The organism is Modestobacter sp. L9-4 (assembly GCF_019112525.1).
Classification (GTDB): Bacteria; Actinomycetota; Actinomycetes; order Mycobacteriales; family Geodermatophilaceae; genus Modestobacter.
This window is the reverse complement of record NZ_CP077800.1, coordinates 979,974-999,869: the sequence shown is the minus strand read 5'-3', so window position 1 is coordinate 999,869 and position 19,896 is coordinate 979,974. Positions and strand designations below refer to the sequence as shown.

The following is a 19,896-nucleotide window of genomic DNA, read 5'->3' as shown; positions in this document are numbered from 1 at the left end:
GGAGTCGCCGTGTCGACAGGTCGACATGGGGATGTTGATCACCTGAGCGGGATGACACCGGTGTAATTACGACGTTGTAGTGCACATGGCGACGCAGCGGGCCGGGGTGCGGTCCTCGAGCGTGCGCTGGGTGGGTTACGACCTCGACGAGCACGTGCTGGAGATCGGGTTCGTGAGCGGGGGCGTCTACCGCTACCCGGGTGTCCCGCCCGAGGAAGCGCTCGCCCTCCTGGAGGCCGACAGCATCGGCCGGCACCTCAACACGGTGATCAGGCCGCGGTACGCCGGCTCCCCGGCCCGCCGCGCGGGCTGAGCCCTCAGCGCCGCATGTTCCGCACGGTCAGCACGATCGCCACCAGCAGGGCCGCGGCGAAGGCGACCTGCAGGACCGTGTCCCAGGGGCCCGAGGCGTTCATGCGCCGAGCGTAGGGCGGCGGCCCCGGCTCCGCGGGACGACGGCGATGGGTACCGTCGACGGTGTGCGGCTGCAGGAGTTCAGGACCCGGATGGACAGCCAGTTCGGCGCGATGCGGGCGCAGAGCGTGGCCCGTGACCACGTCTTCAGCACCCTGGGCGGCCGTTCGGCGCTGGACGCCATCGACGCCGGGGTGCCGGTGCGCACCGTCTGGCTGGAGATCTGCAAGGAGTACGACGTCCCGCCGAAGGACCGCTGAGCCCTCGGGCGGGACGCCGGGTGCTCAGGAGCTGAGCACGCCCTGCACGTAGGTGGACAGCGGGGTGGTCGGCCGGCCGTTCAGCTGCGAGAGGTCGGTGCTGCCGGTGTCGAGAGCGCCCTGGGCGATGGCCTGGTCCAGGCCGACGACGAAGTGCGCCGTCCCCTCGGGGAGCCCGGCGTCCAGCAGCGCCTGGACGTGCTGCTCGGCGGTCAGGTCGGTGTAGGTGACCTCGCGGCCCGACGCGGTGGAGACGGCGGCGGCCAGGTCGGCGAGGGTGAAGGCGTCGTCGCCGCCGAGCTCCCGGATGCCGGGAGCGGGGGAGTCGGCCGTGAGGACGGCGACGGCCGCGGCGGCGTAGTCGGCGCGCGTGGCCGCGGCGATCCGGCCGCTGCCCGAGCTGCCGATCAGGCTGCCGGTCTGCGCGGCCTGGGCGATCTGCTGGTCGTAGTTCTCCAGGTACCAGTTGTTGCGGAGCACGACCGCCGGGATGCCGGAGTCGGCGATCAGCCGCTCGGTGGCGATGTGCTCGGGCGCCAGCGGCAGCGGGGTGTCGTCGGCCTTGGTGGCGCTGGTGTAGACGAGCAGCTCCACGCCGACGGCCTTCGCCGCCTGCAGGACGTTGGTGTGCTGGGCGACGCGCTGGCCGACCTCGCTGCCGGAGACGAGCAGCAGCCGGTCGGTGCCCTGCAGCGCCGCCTCCAGGGCGGCTGCGTCGGTGTAGTCGGCCTGGCGGACCTGCACGCCCCGGTCGGACAGGTCGGTGACCTTGTCGGGCGTGCGGACGACGGCCACGATCTCGGCAGCCGGGACGCCGGCGTCGAGCAGGCCGGTGACGACGAGCCGGCCGAGGTGGCCGCTGGCTCCGGTGACGCTGATCATGCGATCTCCTCGGGTGCTGGCACTAACTCTTGGTTAGCGCTTTCGTCGGCACAGTACCCTGGGGTCGAGGTCCGACGCGGAGGAGTGGCGATGAGCACGTCCCAGCAGGCGGCCGACGTCTTCAGCCGCCACTGCCCGTCCCGCGAGGTGTTCGAGGACGTCACCGGCAAGTGGGCGGTGCTGGTGCTCTCGGCCCTGCACCAGGGCCCGCACCGGTTCGGCGAGCTGCGCCGGCGGGTCGACGGCGTCAGCGAGAAGATGCTGTCCCAGACGCTGCAGGTGCTCGAGCGCGACGGTCTGGTGCACCGCGAGGTCCGCTCCGCCACCCCGCCGCACGTGGAGTACAGCCTCACCGGGCTGGGAGCGGGGCTGGCGCCCCGGCTGCTCGCGCTCATCGGCTTCGTCGAGGACGCCCTGCCGCAGGTGCTCGCCGCCCGCACCGCCCGCGACGACCGCGGCTGACCGGCCCGACCGGTCCCGCGGGGGCGTGCCGGAGGTCATGGCGGCGTGTCGCTGGAATCGAACAGGTGTTCGGCATACCGTGTCCACAGACCCGGTGTCCGTCCACAGATGCGCTCCGGTTCGCGAAAGTGTCAGACCCCCGCCCTAGCGTCGGCGACGACCCGCTACAGCGACATCCGAAGGTGGCCACCATGGCAACGCTCGACCGCGACAAGGCCCTCGACATGGCCCTCGCCCAGATCGACAAGCAGTTCGGCAAGGGCTCCGTCATGCGCCTCGGGGACTCGCCCGAGATCGCCATGAAGGTCATCCCGACCGGCTCCATCGCCCTCGACATCGCCCTCGGCGTCGGCGGCCTGCCGCGCGGCCGGGTCGTCGAGGTCTACGGCCCCGAGGCCTCCGGCAAGACGACGGTCGCCCTGCACGCGGTGGCCAACGCCCAGGCCGCCGGCGGCATCGTGGCCTTCATCGACGCCGAGCACGCGCTCGACCCCGACTACGCCCGGGCCATCGGTGTCGACACCGACGCCCTGCTGATCAGCCAGCCCGACACCGGTGAGCAGGCGCTGGAGATCGCGGACATGCTGATCCGCTCCGGTGCCCTCGACCTGATCGTCGTCGACTCGGTGGCCGCCCTGGTGCCCCGCGCCGAGATCGAGGGCGAGATGGGCGACAGCCACGTCGGTCTGCAGGCCCGGCTGATGAGCCAGGCCCTGCGCAAGATCACCGGTGCGCTCAGCAACTCCGGCACGACCTGCATCTTCATCAACCAGCTGCGCGAGAAGGTCGGCGTCGTCTACGGCTCGCCGGAGGTCACCACCGGTGGCCGCGCGCTGAAGTTCTACTCCTCGGTCCGCCTCGACATCCGTCGCATCGAGACCCTGAAGCAGGGCACCGACGCCGTCGGCAGCCGCGTGCGGGTCAAGGTCGTCAAGAACAAGGTCGCGGCACCGTTCAAGCAGGCCGAGCTCGACCTCATCTGGGGCACCGGCTTCAGCCGCGAGGGTGGCCTGATCGACATCGGTGTGGAGCAGGGCTTCGTCCGCAAGTCCGGTGCTTGGTACACCTACGAGGGTGACCAGCTCGGTCAGGGCAAGGAGAACGCCCGTACCTTCTTGCGGGACAACCCCGACCTCGCCGACGAGATCGAGAAGAAGATCAAGGAGAAGCTGGGCATCGGCGTCCCCAAGGTCGACGCGGGCGCGGCGGCAGCCGAGCCGGCCGACTTCTGATCGACCGATGACCGGTCCGCTGTCCGACGGCGCTGCGGGCGCCGCCCCCGACCGGGACGAGCAACCGGCCGACGACTCAGGTCGTCGGTCCGGTCGCCGCTCGGGCCTGGGCGGTGCCCGCAGTGGCAGCAGTTTCGGCGACGGCGGTTCCGGCCGGCGCGGTGCCCGGAGCGGCAGCAGTTTCGGCGGCGGCGGCTCCGGCCGGAGCGGCAGCAGCTTCGGTGACGGCGGCTCCGGCCGTCGCGCCAAGGGTGCCCGTGACGAGGGCGGGTCCGGTCGCGGCGCGAGCGGCCGGGCCAGCGGTCCGCAGTGGAGCTCGCGTGCCACGGATGCCGACAGCGCGCCGGCCGAGCCCGAGGACCTCGAGGCCCAGGCCAAGGGCATCTGTCTGCGTGCACTCACCGGCATGGCCAAGACGCGCAAGCAGTTGGCCGACCTGCTGGCCAAGAAGGAGATCCCGGCCGAGGTGGCCGATGCCGTTCTCGACCGGTTCACCGACGTCGGCCTGATCGACGACGCCGCCTTCGCTGCGGCCTGGGTCTCCAGCCGGCAGTCCGGGCGTGGGCTGGCCCGGCGGGCCCTCGCTTCCGAGCTCCGCGCCAAGGGCGTCGACGGGGAGGTCGCCGCAGCGGCCGTCGCCGAGGTCGACCCGCAGGACGAGTGGGACTCCGCCCGTGCACTGGTCGCCCGCAAGATGCCCTCGATGCAGCGGCACGACCGGGTCACCGCCGAGCGGCGTCTGATGGGCATGCTCGCCCGCAAGGGCTATGGCGGCGGCCTCGCCGGTTACGTCGTCCGCGAGGCGCTCGACGACGCAGGCAAGGCAGAGGACGCCGCGGCCGAGGCCGAGCCGTTCGAGGACGACGAGCCGAGCTGGTCACCCGCCGAGGCGCCCGTGTGGACCGCGGCGCGTTCCGCCGCCCGGTCCGCGCTCCGCTCGACGGCGCCGGCGTCCAGCTTCACCGCGGCCGCGGGCACCGAGGTCGGCGAGGGACAGGCACGGGCGATCGGTCGCCGGTCCGGGGCCGCACGCCCCGCTGAGGGGCCCGTCGACCCGTTCTGATCGGTCGGGTCGTCGTCGGTGCGGAGCCGTGCGTCCCGCCGAGGGGCCCGTCGACCCGTTCTGATCGGGTCGGGTCGGTCGCCGGTCCGGGGCCGCGCGTCCCGCTGAGTGGCCCGTCGACCCGTTCTGATCGGCTTGGTCGTCGGTCTGGGGCCTCGCGTCCTGCCGTCGACTCCGCCGACCCGTCTCGGTCGGGTCGGTGGCCGACCCGATCGGTCGGCGACTCGGGGTCGGTCGTCGATCCGGCTGTCGTTCCCTGGGCCAGTCGTCGTTCCGGCGGTTGATCGGGTGCGCCGCACGAGCCGGCCGCCGCCGGACACGGGCCGCCGCCACGGTCGGGCGCCGGCACCTGCGAGAGCTGCGGGTCCGACCCCGCTGCTGCTCGAGCCGGGGCGACCGGGCGGGCTCCTGCGTCCCGCGGGCTGCGAGGTGGGGCTGCTGACGCCGGTGGGGCGATCGGGGCCGACACCGGGCCGGCGGTGGGCGACGTCCCGCGCCGGGGGTGTGTCAGCGACCTACGGTCGCGGTGGCCCGGCCACCGGTCGGCCGCACGGTCCCTCGACCCAGGAGCGTTCCCCGTGGGCCCCACCGCCGCCGGACCCGCCCGCTGCCGCACCCGGCCGAGCCACCTCGCCGTGAGCCCTGTCGGGGCGGCCCGCCCCGCAGGCGGGCACACCGGGGGTGAGCGCATCGGGACCGGGCACAGCGGCCGCCTCGTGGGCGGGCGCAGCGCGGGCAGCTGCGTCGCAGCTCGCCGGTACCTGGGCGCCGTCCTGCTGGTCGGTGTCGTGTCGACCGGGGCAGTGGGCTGCGGGTCGTCCGAACCGCCGCCCGTCGCCGCCGCCGCCATCCCCACCCCGACAACGGCCCCCGCGCCGCCGCCCCCGCCACCGCCGGTGCTGTGGCCGCTCACCGGGCTGGACAGCGGCCACGCCCTGGCCCGTCCGGCGCTGGCGGTGAAGGTCGAGAACAGCGTCGACGCGCGTCCGCAGACGGGGCTGGGTGCGGCCGACCTGGTGTGGGAGGAGGTCGTCGAGGGCGGCATCACGCGCTACGTCGCCGTCTACCACTCCACCCTGCCCGCCGAGATCGGGCCGATCCGGTCGGTCCGCCCGATGGACGCCGCGATCGCCGCCCCGATGCACGGGCTGTTCGCTTTCTCCGGTGGTCAGCCCGCCTTCGTCGACGAGGTGGCGGACGCCGGGATCCAGGTGGTCAGCAACGACGCGGGCGCCTCCGGCTTCTACCGGATCGACACCCGCTCGGCCCCGCACAACGTCTACGCCGACCCCTCGACCCTGCTGGCCCAGGCCGACCACCAGCACCTCGCCGACCCGGCCGTCCAATTCGAGATCGCCGGTGCCGGCAACCAGCCCACCGCGGTCACCGCCGGGACCCCGGCCACCGCCGTCGCGCTGCAGCTGTCCGCGGTCAGTCGGCCGAACTGGACGTGGAGCGCCCCTGACGGCCGCTGGGTGCGGGCCGAGGGCAGCACGCCCGCCGTCGAGGTCGACGGCACACCGCTGCGCGCGACCAACGTCGTCGTCCTGCGCACCGAGAGCGTCGACACCGGCACCACCGACCCGGCCGGCAACCCCGTGCCCGAGACGCTGCTGGTCGGCACGGGGGAGGCCCTGGTCGCCAGCGCCGGTCACACCGTGGCCGCGACCTGGGTGAAGAACGCCGTCGGCGAGCGGCTCGTGCTCCGTGGGCCCGACGGCAACCCGGTGCGGCTGGCCCCCGGCACCACCTGGGTCGAGCTGGTCCCCTCGGGCAGCACGGGCTCGGTCACCGTCCGCTGACGGTCGGGACGGCGGCGACGCTCCCGGCGGGCACGCGCGACGCCGGGGCCGGCGGAGGACCACGGGACCGGGGTCTAGCCGCCACCTGCGAGGGCCGCCCCCGGAGGCAGGCCGCGGCGTCGCCGTCGAGCAGGACCCCGGTCGCCCGCGGGCCGAGAACGGATCAGCCGGTGCGACAGGGGTCGCACCGGCTGATCGTGGTCGGGGTGGCCTCGTCGTCGCCCCGTCCGACCGGCAGCGGTGCCGGTCGGAGGTCAGGGGTGGTGCGGGAGCCCGGTCCGGAGGTGACCGCGGCGGGCGTCCCGCCCGCTCACCCGAGGAGGGTCAGCGGTCCAGCCAGGCGGTGACGTCGATGGCCACGCCGCCGGCGGCCTCCTCGTCCGGCACCAGCCAGCGTCGGCTGCGCTCCTGGCCGGCGCCGAGCCACAGCTGGATGGCCGTGTCGAACTGGGACATGGTGATCTCCTTGGCGCTGGTCGACGTGCTGACCGGGCCGAGGAAGGTCACGTCGGCCTCCTGGCCGTCGCCGTACTGCAGCACCACGCGGCAGCGCGAGCGCCGGTGCCGCGCCGGGGGGACGGCCTCGCGCACGATCGCCTGCTCCGCGCCGGCGGCCCGGGCGAACCCGGCGGCGCTCGCCCGCAGCTTGGTGACGAAGATCTGCGTCGTCGTCGCGAGGTCCTCGTCGTCTTCGAGGTCGTGCTGCATGTGCCGCGGGGCGGTGGCGGTGGAGGTCACACCCTCCCTCTCGGCAGGCCCGCCGGTGCAGCCCACCGGCGCAATGTGCCAAGCCACACCGGCCCGTCCGGCAAGACCGCCCGTGCGGCCGGCGGGGTCACGGCCGCCCGCGGACGGTGCCCGCCCCCGCCGGACCGGGGGCGGGCCCGCCTCAGCCCGCGTACGCCCGCCGTCCGGCCTCGGCCACCTGGTGGTCCTCGTCGACCGTCCCCGCGCTGACCCCGACGCCGCCGGTGACCGCGCCGCCGGCATCGGTGAGCAGGACCCCACCGCCGAAGACGACGAGGCGCCCGCCGGTGGTGGACTCGATGCCGAACAGCGGCTGCCCCGGTTGCACCAGCGCTGCGAGGTCCCGGGTGTCGGTCTGGAAGTAGACGGCGGTCAGCGCCTTCTTCTGCGCGATGTCGACCCCGATGAGCTTGGTGCCGTCCATCGACGCGAAGGCCACGAGGTTGCCGCCGTCGTCCACCACGGCGATGTTCATCGGCTGCCCGACGGCCTCGGCCTCCGCCTGGCACGCGGCCAGGACGGTGTCCGCCTGCGCGAGGGTGATCTGTCTGCCCATGACGTTCTCCAGTCGGGTGCTGTCGGCGGGTCGTGCGGGTGCGGTCAGAACACCCGGATCGGGACCTCGGCGGGGGCGTCGAGCAGTGCGTCGATCTCCTCGTCCAGCTTCACCAGGGTCAGCGAGGCGCCGGCCATGTCCAGCGAGGTGCAGTACTCGTTGACGTAGCTGCGGGTCACCGTGATGCCCCGCTCGGCGAGCTGCTGGTGGGCGCGGCGGAACAGGATGTAGAGCTCGCTGATCGGGGTGCCGCCGAGCCCGTTGACCATCAGCGCCACCTCGTCACCGGAGCTGTAGGGCAGGTCGGTCACGACGGCCTCGAGCAGCTCGTCGACGATGGCGTCGGCGTTCGTCATCTTCTTGCGCTCCCGGCCCGGCTCGCCGTGGATGCCCACGCCCATCTCGATCTCGTCCTCGCCGAGCTCGAACAGCGGGGAGCCCTTGGCCGGCGGGGTGCAGGCGGTGAGCGCCACGCCCATGGTGCGGGTGACGTCGTTGACCTTCTTGCCGACCCGGATGACCTCCTCGAGGTCGTCGCCCCGGGCGGCCGCCGCACCGACCGCCTTGATGACGAAGAAGTTCCCGGCCACGCCCCGCCGGCCCACGGTGTAGGTGGAGTCCTTGACCGCGACGTCGTCGTTGATGGTGAGGATCTCGACCTTGATGCCCTCGGACTCGGCCATCTCCTTGCCCATGTCGAAGGCCATCCGGTCGCCGGTGTAGTTGTTCACCAGCAGCAGCACGCCCTTGGGCGAGGCCAGCAGCTTCGCGGTCTCGTAGACGTAGTTCATCGGCGGGGCGGCGAAGACGTCGCCGGGGCACGCGGCGTCCAGCATGCCCTTCCCGACGATCATCACGTGCGCGGGCTCGTGCCCGGAGCCGGAGCCCTGCACGATCGAGACCCGGTCGTCGCTGGGGGAGTCCGCCCGCATGACCAGGTTGTGTTCGGGGACGTAGCGGAGGCTGTGCGGGTTGGCCAGGGCCAGGCCCTCCAGCATCTCCGGCACGAACTGCTGGGGGTCGTTGACGAACTTCTTCATGACGCTCCTTCTCTCTGCCACGCCTCGTCGATCCGGCCGAGGATCACGGCCACGCCCATGGCGCCCGCGTCGACCGAACCCCTGCTCCGCTCGCCGGTGTAGGACGCCCGGCCCCGCCGGGCGACCATGTCGGCCGTGGCGTCGGCGGCCTCCCGCGCGGTCGCGGCCATCGCGGCCAGCGCCTGCGCCGCGTCCGAGCCGGCGGCCAGCTCGGCCTCCAGCCGGTCGGTGACGGGCACCAGCACGTCGAGCAGGGTCTTGTCGCCGACGTCGGCCTGGCCGCGGGCCTTGATGCCCTCGACGGCCGCGCGCAGCATCGCCACGACCTGCTCGCCGGTGAGGGTGTCGGTGGCGCCTGCAGTCATCCCCGCGCGCATGAAGGCCGTCCCCCAGATCGGGCCCGAGGTGCCGCCGATCCGGGCCGTGATCACCATGCCGATCTTCTTGAGGAACGTGCCGATGTCGCTGCGGTCGACGTCGTCCCAGCCGGCGAGCACGTTCTCGAAGCCGCGGGCCAGGGAGTAGCCGAAGTCGCCGTCACCGACGACGGCGTCGAGGTCGCCGAAGTACTTCTCGTTGTCCACGGCCGCCTGGGCGATCGTGCGGACGACGAGGTCGACCTGCTGCTGGGACGTGCTGCTCACGCCGTTCCCCTCTCGGGACGTCGGTCGGGCCCGGTGCCGGGGGACGCGGCCCCCAGGCACGCCCGGGCGTCGGCCAGCACGACGTGGTGGCCGGGGTGCGCGCGGCCGCGGGCGGCCAGGACCTCGATCGGTGGACGGTCGGGGTCGCCCAGCTCGGACACCACCAGGACGGCCTCGTCGAAGGGTTCGTGCCGGGTGTAGCCGTTCACGGTGACCAGGCAGGGCAGCCCGGCGCCGGTCGCGGCGAGCAGCCCGTTGCGGGAGTCCTCGACCACGAGCGTGTCGTCGCGGTCCAGCCCCAGCGTCGTCACCACCAGGTCGTAGATGGCGGGATCGGGCTTCTTGGCCGGCACGACGTCCCCGGCGAAGACCGGGACCCGCGCGGCCACGGCGGCGCCGACGGCGTGCTCGAGGACGGCGCGGACGGACTCCTCGGCCGAGGTCGAGGCCACCGCGACGGTCCACCCGTCGTCCAGTGCCTCGGTGACCAGCCGGGCGACGCCGGGCCGGGCCGGGATCTCCCCGGCGGCCACCAGCGCGCGGAACCGCGCCGTCTTGGTGCGGTGCCAGTCGGCGAGCAGCTGCCGGCGGGCGTCCTCGTCGTCCGGGACGCCGGCGGCGCGCACGAAGTCCGGGTCGTCGAACAGGCTGGCCATCCGCTCCTTGCCACCGCCGATCGCCAGCTTCTCGCCGTAGTCCTCCTCGCTCCACCGCACCGGCAGCCCGTGCTCGGCGAAGGTCGCGTTGAAGGCCGGCAGGTGGCCGTAGCGCTCGGTGTCGGCGAGCACCCCGTCGCAGTCGAGCACCAGTGCGCTCACCAGGCGCGCCCGGAGCTGCCGAAGGTGCGCATGTGCTCGGCCGCCATGTCCATGACCGCGGTCCGCTGGTGGGCGAAGAAGGACGGCGGGTCCCACTTCCCCCGCGTCTCGGCCTCGCGCAGGAACGCCAGGCTGGACTGCAGGAAGACCTGCTTGAGCGCGGTGGAGATGTTCACCTTCGCGCAGCCGCGGGCGATGAGGTCCTGGAACTGCTCCGCCGAGAGCCCGGTGCCGCCGTGCAGCGCCATCGGCACACCGGTCGCCGCCACGAGGTCGCTGACGCGCTGGTGGTCCAGCACCGGGGCGGCGGTGTACTGGCCGTGGGCGTTGCCGATGGCGGGGGCGAAGCAGTCGACGCCGGTGCGCTGGATGAAGTCGACGGCCACATCGAGGCTCTGCACGACGGGGGCGTCGTCGGAGCCGACGCCGTCCTCGACCCCCTGGATGCCCTCGATCTCGCCCTCGACGTGCGCGCCGCGGGCGTGGGCCTCGGCGACGACCTCGGTGGTCTGCCGCAGGTTCTCCGCCACGTCGAGCTCGTGGGCGTCGAAGAGGACGGAGTTCCAGCCACCGGCCAGGCAGTCGCTGATCACCGCGCGGTCCGGGCAGTGGTCCAGGTGCAGCGTCACCGGCACGTCGACGTCCCGGGTGAGGGTGGCGACGACGTCGAACAGCTGGCGGCGGCCGTACGTCCGCACCGTCTTCACCGACGTCTGCAGGACGACGGGGGAGCGTTCCTGGACGGCGGCCGCCAGCACCGCCTCGGTGGTCAGGTCGTTGACCACGTTGAACGCCGGCACGCCGTACCGCTCGGCCAGGGCCCGGTCGAGCAGGTCCTTCATTCCGACGACGGGCACCGGTGCTCCTGTTCGCTGGGTGGCTGGCTCGCGTCGCCGAGTCAAGCGTGGTCCAGGTCACAGGTCCATGGGGTGGATCACCCAGTTACCGGTCCGGCAGCCACCCCCGGTGCAGGCCGGTCATCACCGCGGCGGTGCGGCTGTGGGTGCCCGTCTTGCGCAGCACCTCGGCGACGTGCTTCTCGACCGTCTTGGGCGCGAGCACCAGCGCCCCGGCGATCTCCCGGTTGCTCAGCCCGCCCGCGAGGAGGGCGAGGGTCTCCTGCTCCCGCCGGGTGAGCGGGGAGGTGGCGTCGGGCTGCTGCCCCGGGGGGTGCAGCAGGTGGGTCAGTGCGGGGTCCTCGGCGCCCAGCCGCACGAGCTCGGGGACCGCCGACTGGGTGAGCAGCTCCAGCTCGTCGACCTCGGCGAGGGTGAACCGGCGCGGTCGGCAGGCGAAGACGACGTTGGCACCCACCACGTCACCCCGCCACCACAGCGGGACGGCGAGGACGGCGCCGGCGTGCGCGGCCCCGCCGGCGGCGAGGTGACCGGCGTGCACCTGGCCGTAGGTCGCCAGCACCACCGGCCGCCGGTGCGCGACCACCTGACCGGTGACCCCCTCGTCCAGGGAGAAGCTGCTGCCGAGCCGGCACGACGTGCCCCGCTCGGCGAGCTTGGCGTACCGGTCCCGGGAACCGTCGACCAGCGAGACGCTCCCGGCTGCCGCCTCCACGAGGCTGCCGCTGGCCGCGATGAGCCGGCGCAGCAGCCCTGCGACCGGTGCGACGACGGAGGGGGTGCTGTCCTGCGCGCGCGGTGCCATGCGACTCCTCGTCGAGTCCGCGGCCGGACGGTGGCGCCGTGCTGGTCCACCCGTCCACCGCGCGCGGACCGGGGTCGGTCGGGTGCGCGGCGCCGCCGGCCGACAGTACGACGACGGCAGGGGAGAGGAACAGGTCCGGGCACGTCATCGGTGGCGGGGCCACCGGCGACGTGCCCGGACCGTGTACCGACCGGAGCCGGTGTCAGACGACCTGGCCGCCCGTGGAGGACCCGTCGTCCAGGAGGGCGGGTGCTGCGGCGGCAGCGGTCCTCGCGTTGCGCCGGGTGCGCCGCTCGACGAGCTTGGCCAGCTGGGACAGCAGCACGTTGACCACGATGTACATCAGCGCCGCGGCCACGTAGAGCTGGAACGTGTAGTCGTTGCCGAACCGCGGGGTGAAGTACTCGACCAGGCTGCGTGCCTGCCGCAGCAGCTCGAAGTAGCCGATGATGAAGCCCAGTGAGCTGTCCTTGAGCAGCACCACCAGCTGGGCGATGAGGATCGGCAGCATCCGGCGCACCGCCTGCGGCAGCAGGACCAGGCTCATGACCTGCGACTTGCGCATGCCCACGGCCAGGGCGGCGTCACGCTGGCCGCGGTCGACCGACAGGATGCCCGCGCGGACGATCTCGGCGATGACCGCCATGTTGTAGAGCACCAGCCCGGCGGTGAGCGCGGCGTAGGTGCTCAGCCGGATGCCGAAGCCCGGCAGGACGAAGTAGAGCGCGAAGATCACCACCAGCAGCGGGATCGCGCGGAAGAACTCGATGACCGCCGAGACCGGCAGGCGCAGCCAGCGGTGGTCCGACAGTCGGGCCACCGCCAGCAGCAGGCCCAGCGCGGTGGCGATCACCATGGCGACGAGGGCCACCCGCAGCGTGCGCAGCAGCGCCTCGAACAGCCGTTGGGGCACGTTGGTGTTCGGGTCGAACAGGACCGCCCAGCGCTGTCCCTCGAGCTGGCCGTTGCCACCCAGCCGGACGAGCACGAAGGCGACGATCGCCAGCACGAGCAGGGCGCCGACGACGGTGCCGATCCGGATCCGGGCGCGTGCCCGCGGCCCGGGGACGTCGAAGAGGACGGGCGTGGTCATCGGAGGATCGCCACCCGGCGCTCGATGTGGTGGATCCCGTACGCCGACGGCACCGTGATCAGCATGTAGCCGACCACCACCGCCAGCAGGATCAGCAGGATGTCACCGGCGTTGGCGTTGGCCAGCCGGGGGAGCGTCGCGGCGAGCTCGGTGGTGGCGAAGCCGGCGGCGATGGAGGTGTTCTTGACCATGGCGATCCAGACGTTGCCCAGCGGGGGGACCACGGTCCGGAACGCCTGGGGCAGCACCACCTCGCGCAGCGACTGGCCGAACGTCAGCCCGATCGCCCGGGCTGCCTCCGCCTGGCCCGGGCCGACGGCGTTGATGCCCGAGCGCAGGGCCTCGGCCACGAACGCCGCGGTGTACATGCCCACCGACACCACCGCGCCGACGAAGAAGCTGACCACGAAGTCGATCTGCGGCAGGCCGAAGATGATGAAGAAGAAGACGACGGTCAGCGGGGTGTTGCGGAAGGTCTCGACGTAGAAGGTGGCCAGCCCCCGCAGTGGCGGGACGGGGCTGACCCGCATGGCCGCCAGCAGGGTGCCGAGCACCAGCGCCAGCAGGCCCGACAGCAGCGACAGGCCCAGCGTCGTGAGGAAGGCGTCCCGCAGCAGCGGGAGGTTGTCGGAGAAGAACTGCACTGCGCCCCCTCTCGAGGCCAGGTCGCGGTGCCGCCGGGATGGTCACCCAGCGGCACCGCGGGAGGTCAGTAGCGGTCGACGGTCGGCGGCGTGGGTGCCGGGGTGCCGCTGATGGCACCGGCCGTCGCGTCCCAGGCCTTCGCCCACGAGCCGTCCTCGAACGAGGCCTCGAGGGTGTCGTTGATGAAGGTGCGGAAGTCGTCGTCGCCCTTCTTGATGCCGATGCCGTAGGGCTCCTTGGTGAAGGGCTTGCCCACCAGCTCGAACCCGTCGGGGTTGCCCGCGACCAGCCCGGTGAGGATGACGTTGTCGGTGGTCACCGCGTCGACCTGGCCGTTGGTGAGGGCGTCGGCGCACTTGGAGTAGACGTCGAAGAGCGTCAGCTTCGCCTCGGGGTACTTCGTGCGGATGTTCTCCGCGGGCGTCGAGCCCTCCACCGAGCAGACGTTCTTGCCCGCGAGGGCATCGGGCCCGGTGATGGCCAGCGGGTTGCCCTTCTTGACCATGATGTCCTGGCCGGCCTCGTAGTACGGGCCGGCGAAGTCGATCAGCTGCTTGCGCTTGTCGTTGATCGTGTAGGTGGCGACGACCATGTCGACCCGGCCCTCGGTGATGGCCGACTCGCGGTTGGCCGAGACGGTCTCCACCCAGGTGATGTCCGAGGGCTCGATGCCGAGCTTGCCGGCGATCAGCGTGGCGACCGAGGCGTCGAAGCCCTCGGGGACCTTGTCCGGGTTGAGCAGGCCGAAGCCGGGCTGGTCGAACTTGGTGCCGATGGTGATCTTGCCGGCGTCGGACAGGCGGGCCATGGTGCTGCCGGCCGGGAACTCCACGGCGGTCTCGACCGCCGGGGCGTTGCTGGCGGCCTGCTCGGCCTGGTTGCCGGCGTCGCTGGAGCAGCCGGACAGCATGACGCCGGCGCTCAGCACGGCCAGTGCGGCGACGTGTCGGGTGATGCGCATGGAGGGTCCTCTCGAGGGGGTGCGGACGGTCAGTGGTTCAAGATCTTGGAGAGGAAGTCCTTCGCGCGGTCCGAGGACGGCGCGGTGAAGAACGTCTCCGGGACGGCGGACTCCACGATCCGGCCGGCGTCCATGAACACGACCCGGTTGGCGGCCCGGCGGGCGAAGCCCATCTCGTGGGTGACCACGACCATGGTCATGCCGTCGCGGGCGAGCGAGGTCATCACGTCGAGGACCTCGTTGATCATCTCCGGGTCCAGGGCCGAGGTGGGCTCGTCGAAGAGCATCACCTTCGGGTCCATGGCCAGGGCGCGGGCGATCGCCACGCGCTGCTGCTGGCCACCGGAGAGCTGGGCGGGCACCTTGTCGGCCTGGTGGCCCACGCCGACCCGGTCCAGCAGCTCGCGGGCGCGCTTCTCGGCGTCGGCCTTCGACTGCTTCCGGACCTTGATCGGCCCCAGCGTCACGTTCTCCAGGATCGTCTTGTGCGCGAAGAGGTTGAAGCTCTGGAACACCATGCCGACGTCGGCGCGCAGCCGGGCCAGCTCCTTGCCCTCCTCGGGGAGGCGCTGGCCGTCGATGGTGATCTCACCGCCCTCGATCGACTCCAGGCGGTTGATCGTGCGGCACAGCGTCGACTTGCCCGACCCCGACGGGCCGATGACGACGACCACCTCACCGCGGTCGATCGACAGGTCGATGTCCTGCAGGACGTGGAGTTCGCCGTACCACTTGTTGACGCCGGACAGGCGGACGAGAGGCTCTCCGGTCGGACGTTCGGTCACAGCGGGTGACCTTAGGCGGCTGCCGGACGCCTGATGGTCGCCTCGGCATCACGAAGCTGTAACGACGCTGTGAGTTCCCGGAGCGGGTGTCGATCGGGTCACGACCGGCAGCCGACGGTGCCGCCCGGGCCGGTCTCTACGATGCGGTGGTGGACGGCAAGACCTACCTCGTGCGCACGTACGGCTGCCAGATGAACGTGCACGACTCCGAGCGGCTCTCCGGCCTGCTCGAGTCGGCCGGTTACACGGCGGCCCCCGAGGGCACCGACGCCGACGTCGTCGTGCTCAACACCTGCGCGGTCCGGGAGAACGCCGACAACCGCCTCTACGGCAACCTCGGCCACCTGCGCCCGGTCAAGGACGCCCACCCCGGCATGCAGATCGCCGTCGGTGGCTGCCTGGCGCAGAAGGACCGCGGCGAGATCGTCCGCCGCGCGCCCTGGGTCGACGTCGTGTTCGGCACCCACAACGTCGGCTCGCTGCCGGCGCTGCTGGAGCGGGCCCGGCACAACGAGGAGGCCCAGGTCGAGATCAAGGAGGCCCTGGAGGTCTTCCCCTCGACCCTGCCGGCCAAGCGGGACTCCGCGCACTCGGGCTGGGTGTCGATCAGCGTGGGCTGCAACAACACCTGCACGTTCTGCATCGTCCCGGCGCTGCGCGGCAAGGAGAAGGACCGCCGTCCCGGCGACGTCCTGGCCGAGGTGCAGGCGCTGGTCGACCAGGGCGTGCTCGAGGTGACCCTGCTGGGCCAGAACGTGAACGCCTACGGCGTGGAGTTCCGCGAGCGCGGCGCCTTCGCCGACCTGCTCCGTGCCGCCGGCCGGATCGAGGGCCTGGAGCGGATCCGGTTCACCAGCCCGCACCCGCGCGAGTTCACCGACGACGTCATCGACGCGATGGCCGAGACGCCGTCGGTCTGCCACCAGCTGCACATGCCCCTGCAGTCGGGCTCGGATGACGTGCTGCGCCGGATGCGCCGCGGGTACCGGCGCGACCGCTACCTCGGCATCATCGACCGGGTGCGGGCCGCGATGCCCGACGCGGCGATCACCACCGACATCATCGTGGGCTTCCCGGGCGAGACCGACGCCGACTTCGAGGACACCCTGGACGTCGTCCGGCAGGCGCGGTTCTCCAGCGCCTTCACCTTCCAGTACTCCAAGCGCCCGGGCACGCCGGCGGCCGACATGGCCGACCAGCTGCCCAAGGAGGTCGTGCAGGAGCGGTACCTGCGGCTGACCGCCCTGCAGGACGAGATCAGCTGGGCGGAGAACACCGCGCAGGTCGGCCGCCGGGTCGAGCTGCTGGTCGCCGCGGGGGAGGGCAGCAAGGACGCCGCCCGCGGCCGGCTGTCCGGACGGGCGCGCGACGGCCGGCTGGTGCACTTCACCACCGCGGACGGCGTGCGGCCCGGGGACGTGGTGGAGACGGTCGTGACCGCGGCGAAGCCGCACTTCCTGGTCGCGGACGGCGTCCTGCTGTCCCACCGCCGTACCCGCGCCGGCGACGCCACCGAGGCCGGCACCCGCCCGACGACGCCCGGCGTCATGCTCGGCCTGCCGCAGATCGGTGTCCCGGCCCCGCTGCCCGCAGTCCTCGCCTGCAGCTGACACCTGGGGCATTGGTACCAACACGTGCGTCCTGACGGCCAGGACGCAGGCATCGGTACCAATGCCTGCGGCGAGGGGCCCGTCATCCCGGGGGGATGACGGGCCGCTGGCTCACTTGCCGGGGTGCAGCAGGACCTTGGTCCAGCCGTCCTCGCGGTTGTCGAACTTGTCGTAGCCCTCGACGGCCTGGTCGAGACCCAGCTCGTGGGAGACGATGAAGCCCGGGGTCGCCCGGCCGGTGATGATCAGGTCCCGGAGCTCGCGGTTGTACCGCTTCACCGGCGCCTGGCCGGTGCCCATCGACTGGCCCTTGGTGAAGAACTGGCCGTAGGAGAAGGGGATCCGCCCCTCCTTGGCCAGGTCGGACGAGGCGCCCGGGTCCGAGGGCATGTAGACGCCGACGACGCCGATGCCGCCGCGGGCCTTGACGACCTGCACCAGGTTGTCCAGCACCAGCTCGGGGTGCTCCTCGCCGGCGGAGTCGTGCGCCTGGTAGCCGACGGCCTCCACGCCACGGTCGACGCCGACGCCGTTGGTGGCGTCCATGATCTGCTCGACCGGGTCGCCGGCGCTGAAGTCGATCGGGGTGGCCCCGATCTGGGACGCCAGCGCCAGCCGGTCGGCGGCCTTGTCGACGACGAACACCTGCGAGGCGCCGCGCAGCATCGCGCTGTGGGCGGCCATCAGGCCGACGGGGCCGGCGCCGAAGACGGCGACCCGGTCACCGGGGACCTGGCCGGAGAGCTCCACGCCGTGCCAGCCGGTCGGGAAGACGTCCGACAGCATCGTGAAGTCGTTCTCGTGGTCGGTGCCCTCGGGGAGCGTCAGCAGGTTGAAGTCCGCCCACGGCACGCGCAGGAACTGGGCCTGGCCACCGTCGTAGGGACCCATGTTGGCGTAGCCGTAGGCCGCGCCGTCCATGCCCTCGGTGGGGTTGGCGCGCAGGCAGAACGACGACCAGCCCTCGAGGCAGTTGCGGCAGGAGCCGCAGCCGATGTTGAAGGGCACCGACACGCGGTCGCCGACCTTGATGCGGTCGACGCCGGGGCCGACCTCCTCGACGATGCCCATGTTCTCGTGGCCGAGGACCTTGCCCTCCTCGACGTTCGTGCGGCCCTCGTACATGTGCAGGTCCGACCCGCAGATGTTCGTGGTGGTGATCCGCACGACGACGTCGGTGGGTGCCTGGATCGTCGGGTCCGGGACGTCCTCGACGGCGACGTTCTTCGGGCCTCGGTAGACGACTGCCTTCATGGTGGTGCTCCTCGTCCTCGTCGGATGGTGACCGGGCCGTGGCGGGGGAGCGGGGCGCCCGCCCGATGGAGCCGGGCTGCACACCCGGTCGGCCGCCCGACGGCCCCGGTCCTCTTCGGCCTACCCGACTGGTTGTGCGCTACACCGATGTGGGCCGCCGGATGCGCCGTCTCGCACGTCACACCACCGGGGTGAGACGCAGCAGGGCCCGTCCGGACGACCGGACGGGCCCTGCTCGGCCTCCCACGGGGGAGGTCCTGCGTCAGCGGCGGGAGGACGCCTTCTGGGCCTCGGTCAGCCACTCGCGCCGGGTGGACAGCGCGGCCTCGGCCTCGGCGATCCGCTTGGCGTTGCCGGATGCCTGGGCCTTGGTCAGCTGCTCCTCGGCCTTGGTGACCGCCGCGCGCATCGACGTCAGCAGCGGGTTCTCCGGCTCGACCCGCGGACGCCCGGCCTCGGCCGCGCCGCGGACCTTCTCCTCGACCGCGCGCATCCGGTCCTCCAGGTCGCGCATGACGCCGCGGGGCACGTGCCCGATGGCGTCGTAGCGCTCCTGGATCTTGCGCAGGGCCTCCTGCGCGCCCCGGGCGTTCTTGCCGGGCTCGATCTTCTCGGCCTCGGCGAGGAGCTCCTCCTTGGCCTTCTGGTTGGCCACCTCGTCGCTGCTGCGCGCCTGGTCGTTGGCGGTGCGGGCGGCGAAGAACACGTCCTGCGCCCCGCGGAACTTCTTCCACAGGTCGTCGTCGGTGTCCCGGCCGACCCGCGGCACGGCTTTCCAGCGGTCCATCAGCGCGCGCATCGCGGCACTCGTCGGGCCCCACTCGGTGGAGGTCGACAGCTTCTCGGCCTCGGCGATGAGCTCGCTCTTGGCCGCGCGGGCCTCCGAGCGCTGGGTGTCCAGCTGGGCGAAGTGCGCGCCCCGGCGGCGGCCGAAGGCGTCCCGCGCGGCCGCGAAGCGCTGCCACAGCGCCTCGTCGGTCTTGCGGTCGATGCCCTTGATCGTCTTCCACTCCTCGACGATCGCCTTCAGGCGGTCGCCGGCGGCCTTCCACTGCGAGGAGTTCTCCGCGATGTCCTCGGCCTCGGCGGCCAGGGCCTCCTTGCGCTGCACCTGCACGACGCGCTGGGCGGCCTTCTCGGCCCGGTTCGCCGCGACCGCGGTGTCGGCCATGCTGACCATCGCCCGCGCGCGGGCCGACAGGCTGTCGAGGTCGCCGACGGCCTGCGCCAGCGGGATGGTGTCGGCCAGCTCCTGGGCCTTGGTGCGGATCTCGCCGGGGTTGCCGGTGTGCGCGGCCAGCCGCGCCTCCAGCAGGGTGACCTCGGTGGCCAGGTCGTCGAAGCGGCGGCCGTAGTGGGCCAGGCCCTCGGCGGGCGCGCCGGCCTGCCACGAGCCGACCGAGCGCTCGCCGCCGGCGGTCTTCACGTAGACGGTGCCGTCCTCGTCGACCCGGCCCCAGGCGGAGGGGTCCGAGGCCGGCATGGCCGGGACGACGCTCGGGACGTCGCTGGGGGCGCGGCCGCCGGACCGGGCAGGCGCGGGTGCGGCAGGGGTCTCGGCCGCGGGGGTCTCGACGGCGGTGGGGGTGGCGTCCTGGGGCTCGGCGTCGGGGGTGGCACCCAGCGGGCCCTCGTCGACGGGGGCGACCTCGGTGACGGCGACGTCCTCGGCGGCAGGCGCCGGGGCGTCGGTCTCCACGGGCACCGCGACGGGCGCCGACTGCTCGGCGACCGGCTCGGTCGTCCCGGGGGTCACCGTCTCAGGGGTCACCGCCTCGGCGGTCACCGCTGTGGGGTCGCCGTCCTCGGGGACGGCGGCGTCCGGCGTGGCACCCAGCGGCCCCTCGTCCACCGGGGCGACCTCGAGGACTGCTGTCTCGGGCTGCTCCTCGGGGGTGGTGGGCTGCTGCGTCCGGTCTCCGGTGTTCTCCGTGCTCGACACGCTGACGAGTCTCCCACGACTCAT

At 72.8% G+C, this 19,896-nt stretch carries 21 protein-coding genes; 7 read left to right on the top strand and 14 right to left on the bottom strand.

Annotation, left to right across the window (positions count from 1 at the left end; translation table 11 throughout):
* Nucleotides 1–85: 85 nt before the first annotated feature.
* On the top strand, nt 86–313 hold the full coding sequence (locus tag KUM42_RS04640; RefSeq protein ID WP_237495372.1) for a KTSC domain-containing protein: 228 nt from the start codon (nt 86–88) through the stop codon (nt 311–313).
* A 148-nt stretch (nt 314–461) separates the two neighbouring features.
* A complete protein-coding gene (locus KUM42_RS04635) occupies nt 462–674 on the top strand; it encodes a DUF3046 domain-containing protein (protein WP_237495369.1) in 213 nt (70 codons plus the stop codon).
* A 24-nt stretch (nt 675–698) separates the two neighbouring features.
* Here KUM42_RS04635 and KUM42_RS04630 read toward each other — a convergent pair whose 3' ends face one another.
* Nucleotides 699–1,556: an NAD(P)H-binding protein gene (locus KUM42_RS04630; protein ID WP_237495367.1), complete on the bottom strand. Its 858-nt coding sequence runs from the start codon at nt 1,554–1,556 to the stop codon at nt 699–701.
* Nucleotides 1,557–1,646: 90 nt separating this feature from the next.
* Between KUM42_RS04630 and KUM42_RS04625 the strand changes: the two genes are divergently transcribed.
* The 4 genes from KUM42_RS04625 to KUM42_RS04610 all read left to right on the top strand — a co-directional run bounded on the left by KUM42_RS04625 (nt 1,647) and on the right by KUM42_RS04610 (nt 6,115).
* Nucleotides 1,647–2,018: a helix-turn-helix domain-containing protein gene (locus KUM42_RS04625; RefSeq protein ID WP_237495365.1), complete on the top strand. Its 372-nt coding sequence runs from the start codon at nt 1,647–1,649 to the stop codon at nt 2,016–2,018.
* 191 nt (nt 2,019–2,209) lie between these two features.
* Nucleotides 2,210–3,250, top strand: a complete 1,041-nt coding sequence (gene recA / locus KUM42_RS04620) for a recombinase RecA (protein ID WP_237495363.1) — start codon at nt 2,210–2,212, stop codon at nt 3,248–3,250.
* Between the two features lie 7 nt (nt 3,251–3,257).
* Complete coding sequence (locus KUM42_RS04615) at nt 3,258–4,313, top strand: regulatory protein RecX (protein ID WP_237495361.1); 1,056 nt, start codon at nt 3,258–3,260, stop codon at nt 4,311–4,313.
* Nucleotides 4,314–4,948: 635 nt separating this feature from the next.
* Entirely contained in the window at nt 4,949–6,115 is a 1,167-nt protein-coding gene (locus KUM42_RS04610; protein ID WP_237495359.1) for a DUF3048 domain-containing protein, read from the top strand.
* A 324-nt stretch (nt 6,116–6,439) separates the two neighbouring features.
* Here KUM42_RS04610 and KUM42_RS04605 read toward each other — a convergent pair whose 3' ends face one another.
* From KUM42_RS04605 to KUM42_RS04555, 11 genes are all read right to left on the bottom strand, one after another.
* On the bottom strand, nt 6,440–6,853 hold the full coding sequence (locus tag KUM42_RS04605; protein ID WP_237495357.1) for a hypothetical protein: 414 nt from the start codon (nt 6,851–6,853) through the stop codon (nt 6,440–6,442).
* 151 nt (nt 6,854–7,004) lie between these two features.
* Nucleotides 7,005–7,418 carry a heme-binding protein gene (locus KUM42_RS04600; protein ID WP_237495355.1) on the bottom strand — a complete coding sequence of 138 codons (414 nt, stop codon included), beginning with the start codon at nt 7,416–7,418 and terminating at the stop codon, nt 7,005–7,007.
* A 44-nt stretch (nt 7,419–7,462) separates the two neighbouring features.
* Nucleotides 7,463–8,458 carry a dihydroxyacetone kinase subunit DhaK gene (gene dhaK / locus KUM42_RS04595; protein ID WP_237495353.1) on the bottom strand — a complete coding sequence of 332 codons (996 nt, stop codon included), beginning with the start codon at nt 8,456–8,458 and terminating at the stop codon, nt 7,463–7,465.
* Nucleotides 8,455–9,102 (bottom strand): dihydroxyacetone kinase subunit DhaL, encoded by a 648-nt coding sequence (dhaL, locus tag KUM42_RS04590; RefSeq protein WP_237495351.1) that lies wholly within the window; start codon nt 9,100–9,102, stop codon nt 8,455–8,457. The genes dhaK and dhaL overlap by 4 nt, the downstream gene beginning before the upstream one ends.
* The gene (locus tag KUM42_RS04585) at nt 9,099–9,920 is read right to left on the bottom strand and encodes an HAD-IA family hydrolase (RefSeq protein WP_237495349.1); all 822 of its coding nucleotides are present in this window, start codon (nt 9,918–9,920) and stop codon (nt 9,099–9,101) included. Before KUM42_RS04585 ends, dhaL begins: the two co-directional genes overlap by 4 nt.
* Nucleotides 9,917–10,777 (bottom strand): class II fructose-bisphosphate aldolase, encoded by an 861-nt coding sequence (locus tag KUM42_RS04580; RefSeq protein ID WP_237495347.1) that lies wholly within the window; start codon nt 10,775–10,777, stop codon nt 9,917–9,919. Before KUM42_RS04580 ends, KUM42_RS04585 begins: the two co-directional genes overlap by 4 nt.
* Nucleotides 10,778–10,862: 85 nt before the next feature.
* Entirely contained in the window at nt 10,863–11,582 is a 720-nt protein-coding gene (locus tag KUM42_RS04575) for a LuxR C-terminal-related transcriptional regulator (RefSeq protein WP_237495345.1), read from the bottom strand.
* Nucleotides 11,583–11,784: 202 nt separating this feature from the next.
* Complete coding sequence (locus tag KUM42_RS04570; RefSeq protein ID WP_237495343.1) at nt 11,785–12,675, bottom strand: amino acid ABC transporter permease; 891 nt, start codon at nt 12,673–12,675, stop codon at nt 11,785–11,787.
* Entirely contained in the window at nt 12,672–13,319 is a 648-nt protein-coding gene (locus tag KUM42_RS04565; protein WP_237495341.1) for an amino acid ABC transporter permease, read from the bottom strand. The genes KUM42_RS04570 and KUM42_RS04565 overlap by 4 nt, the downstream gene beginning before the upstream one ends.
* A 65-nt stretch (nt 13,320–13,384) precedes the next feature.
* Complete coding sequence (locus KUM42_RS04560) at nt 13,385–14,281, bottom strand: glutamate ABC transporter substrate-binding protein (RefSeq protein ID WP_237495339.1); 897 nt, start codon at nt 14,279–14,281, stop codon at nt 13,385–13,387.
* Between the two features lie 29 nt (nt 14,282–14,310).
* On the bottom strand, nt 14,311–15,030 hold the full coding sequence (locus KUM42_RS04555; protein WP_370629352.1) for an amino acid ABC transporter ATP-binding protein: 720 nt from the start codon (nt 15,028–15,030) through the stop codon (nt 14,311–14,313).
* Nucleotides 15,031–15,215: 185 nt separating this feature from the next.
* Between KUM42_RS04555 and miaB the strand changes: the two genes are divergently transcribed.
* The gene (miaB, locus tag KUM42_RS04550) at nt 15,216–16,676 is read left to right on the top strand and encodes a tRNA (N6-isopentenyl adenosine(37)-C2)-methylthiotransferase MiaB (protein ID WP_237495336.1); all 1,461 of its coding nucleotides are present in this window, start codon (nt 15,216–15,218) and stop codon (nt 16,674–16,676) included.
* Between the two features lie 111 nt (nt 16,677–16,787).
* Here miaB and KUM42_RS04545 read toward each other — a convergent pair whose 3' ends face one another.
* Together KUM42_RS04545 and KUM42_RS04540 are read right to left on the bottom strand one after the other, a co-directional pair.
* On the bottom strand, nt 16,788–17,930 hold the full coding sequence (locus KUM42_RS04545; RefSeq protein ID WP_237495334.1) for a glutathione-independent formaldehyde dehydrogenase: 1,143 nt from the start codon (nt 17,928–17,930) through the stop codon (nt 16,788–16,790).
* 262 nt (nt 17,931–18,192) lie between these two features.
* The gene (locus KUM42_RS04540; RefSeq protein ID WP_237495332.1) at nt 18,193–19,872 is read right to left on the bottom strand and encodes a DUF349 domain-containing protein; all 1,680 of its coding nucleotides are present in this window, start codon (nt 19,870–19,872) and stop codon (nt 18,193–18,195) included.
* Nucleotides 19,873–19,896: the final 24 nt, after the last annotated feature.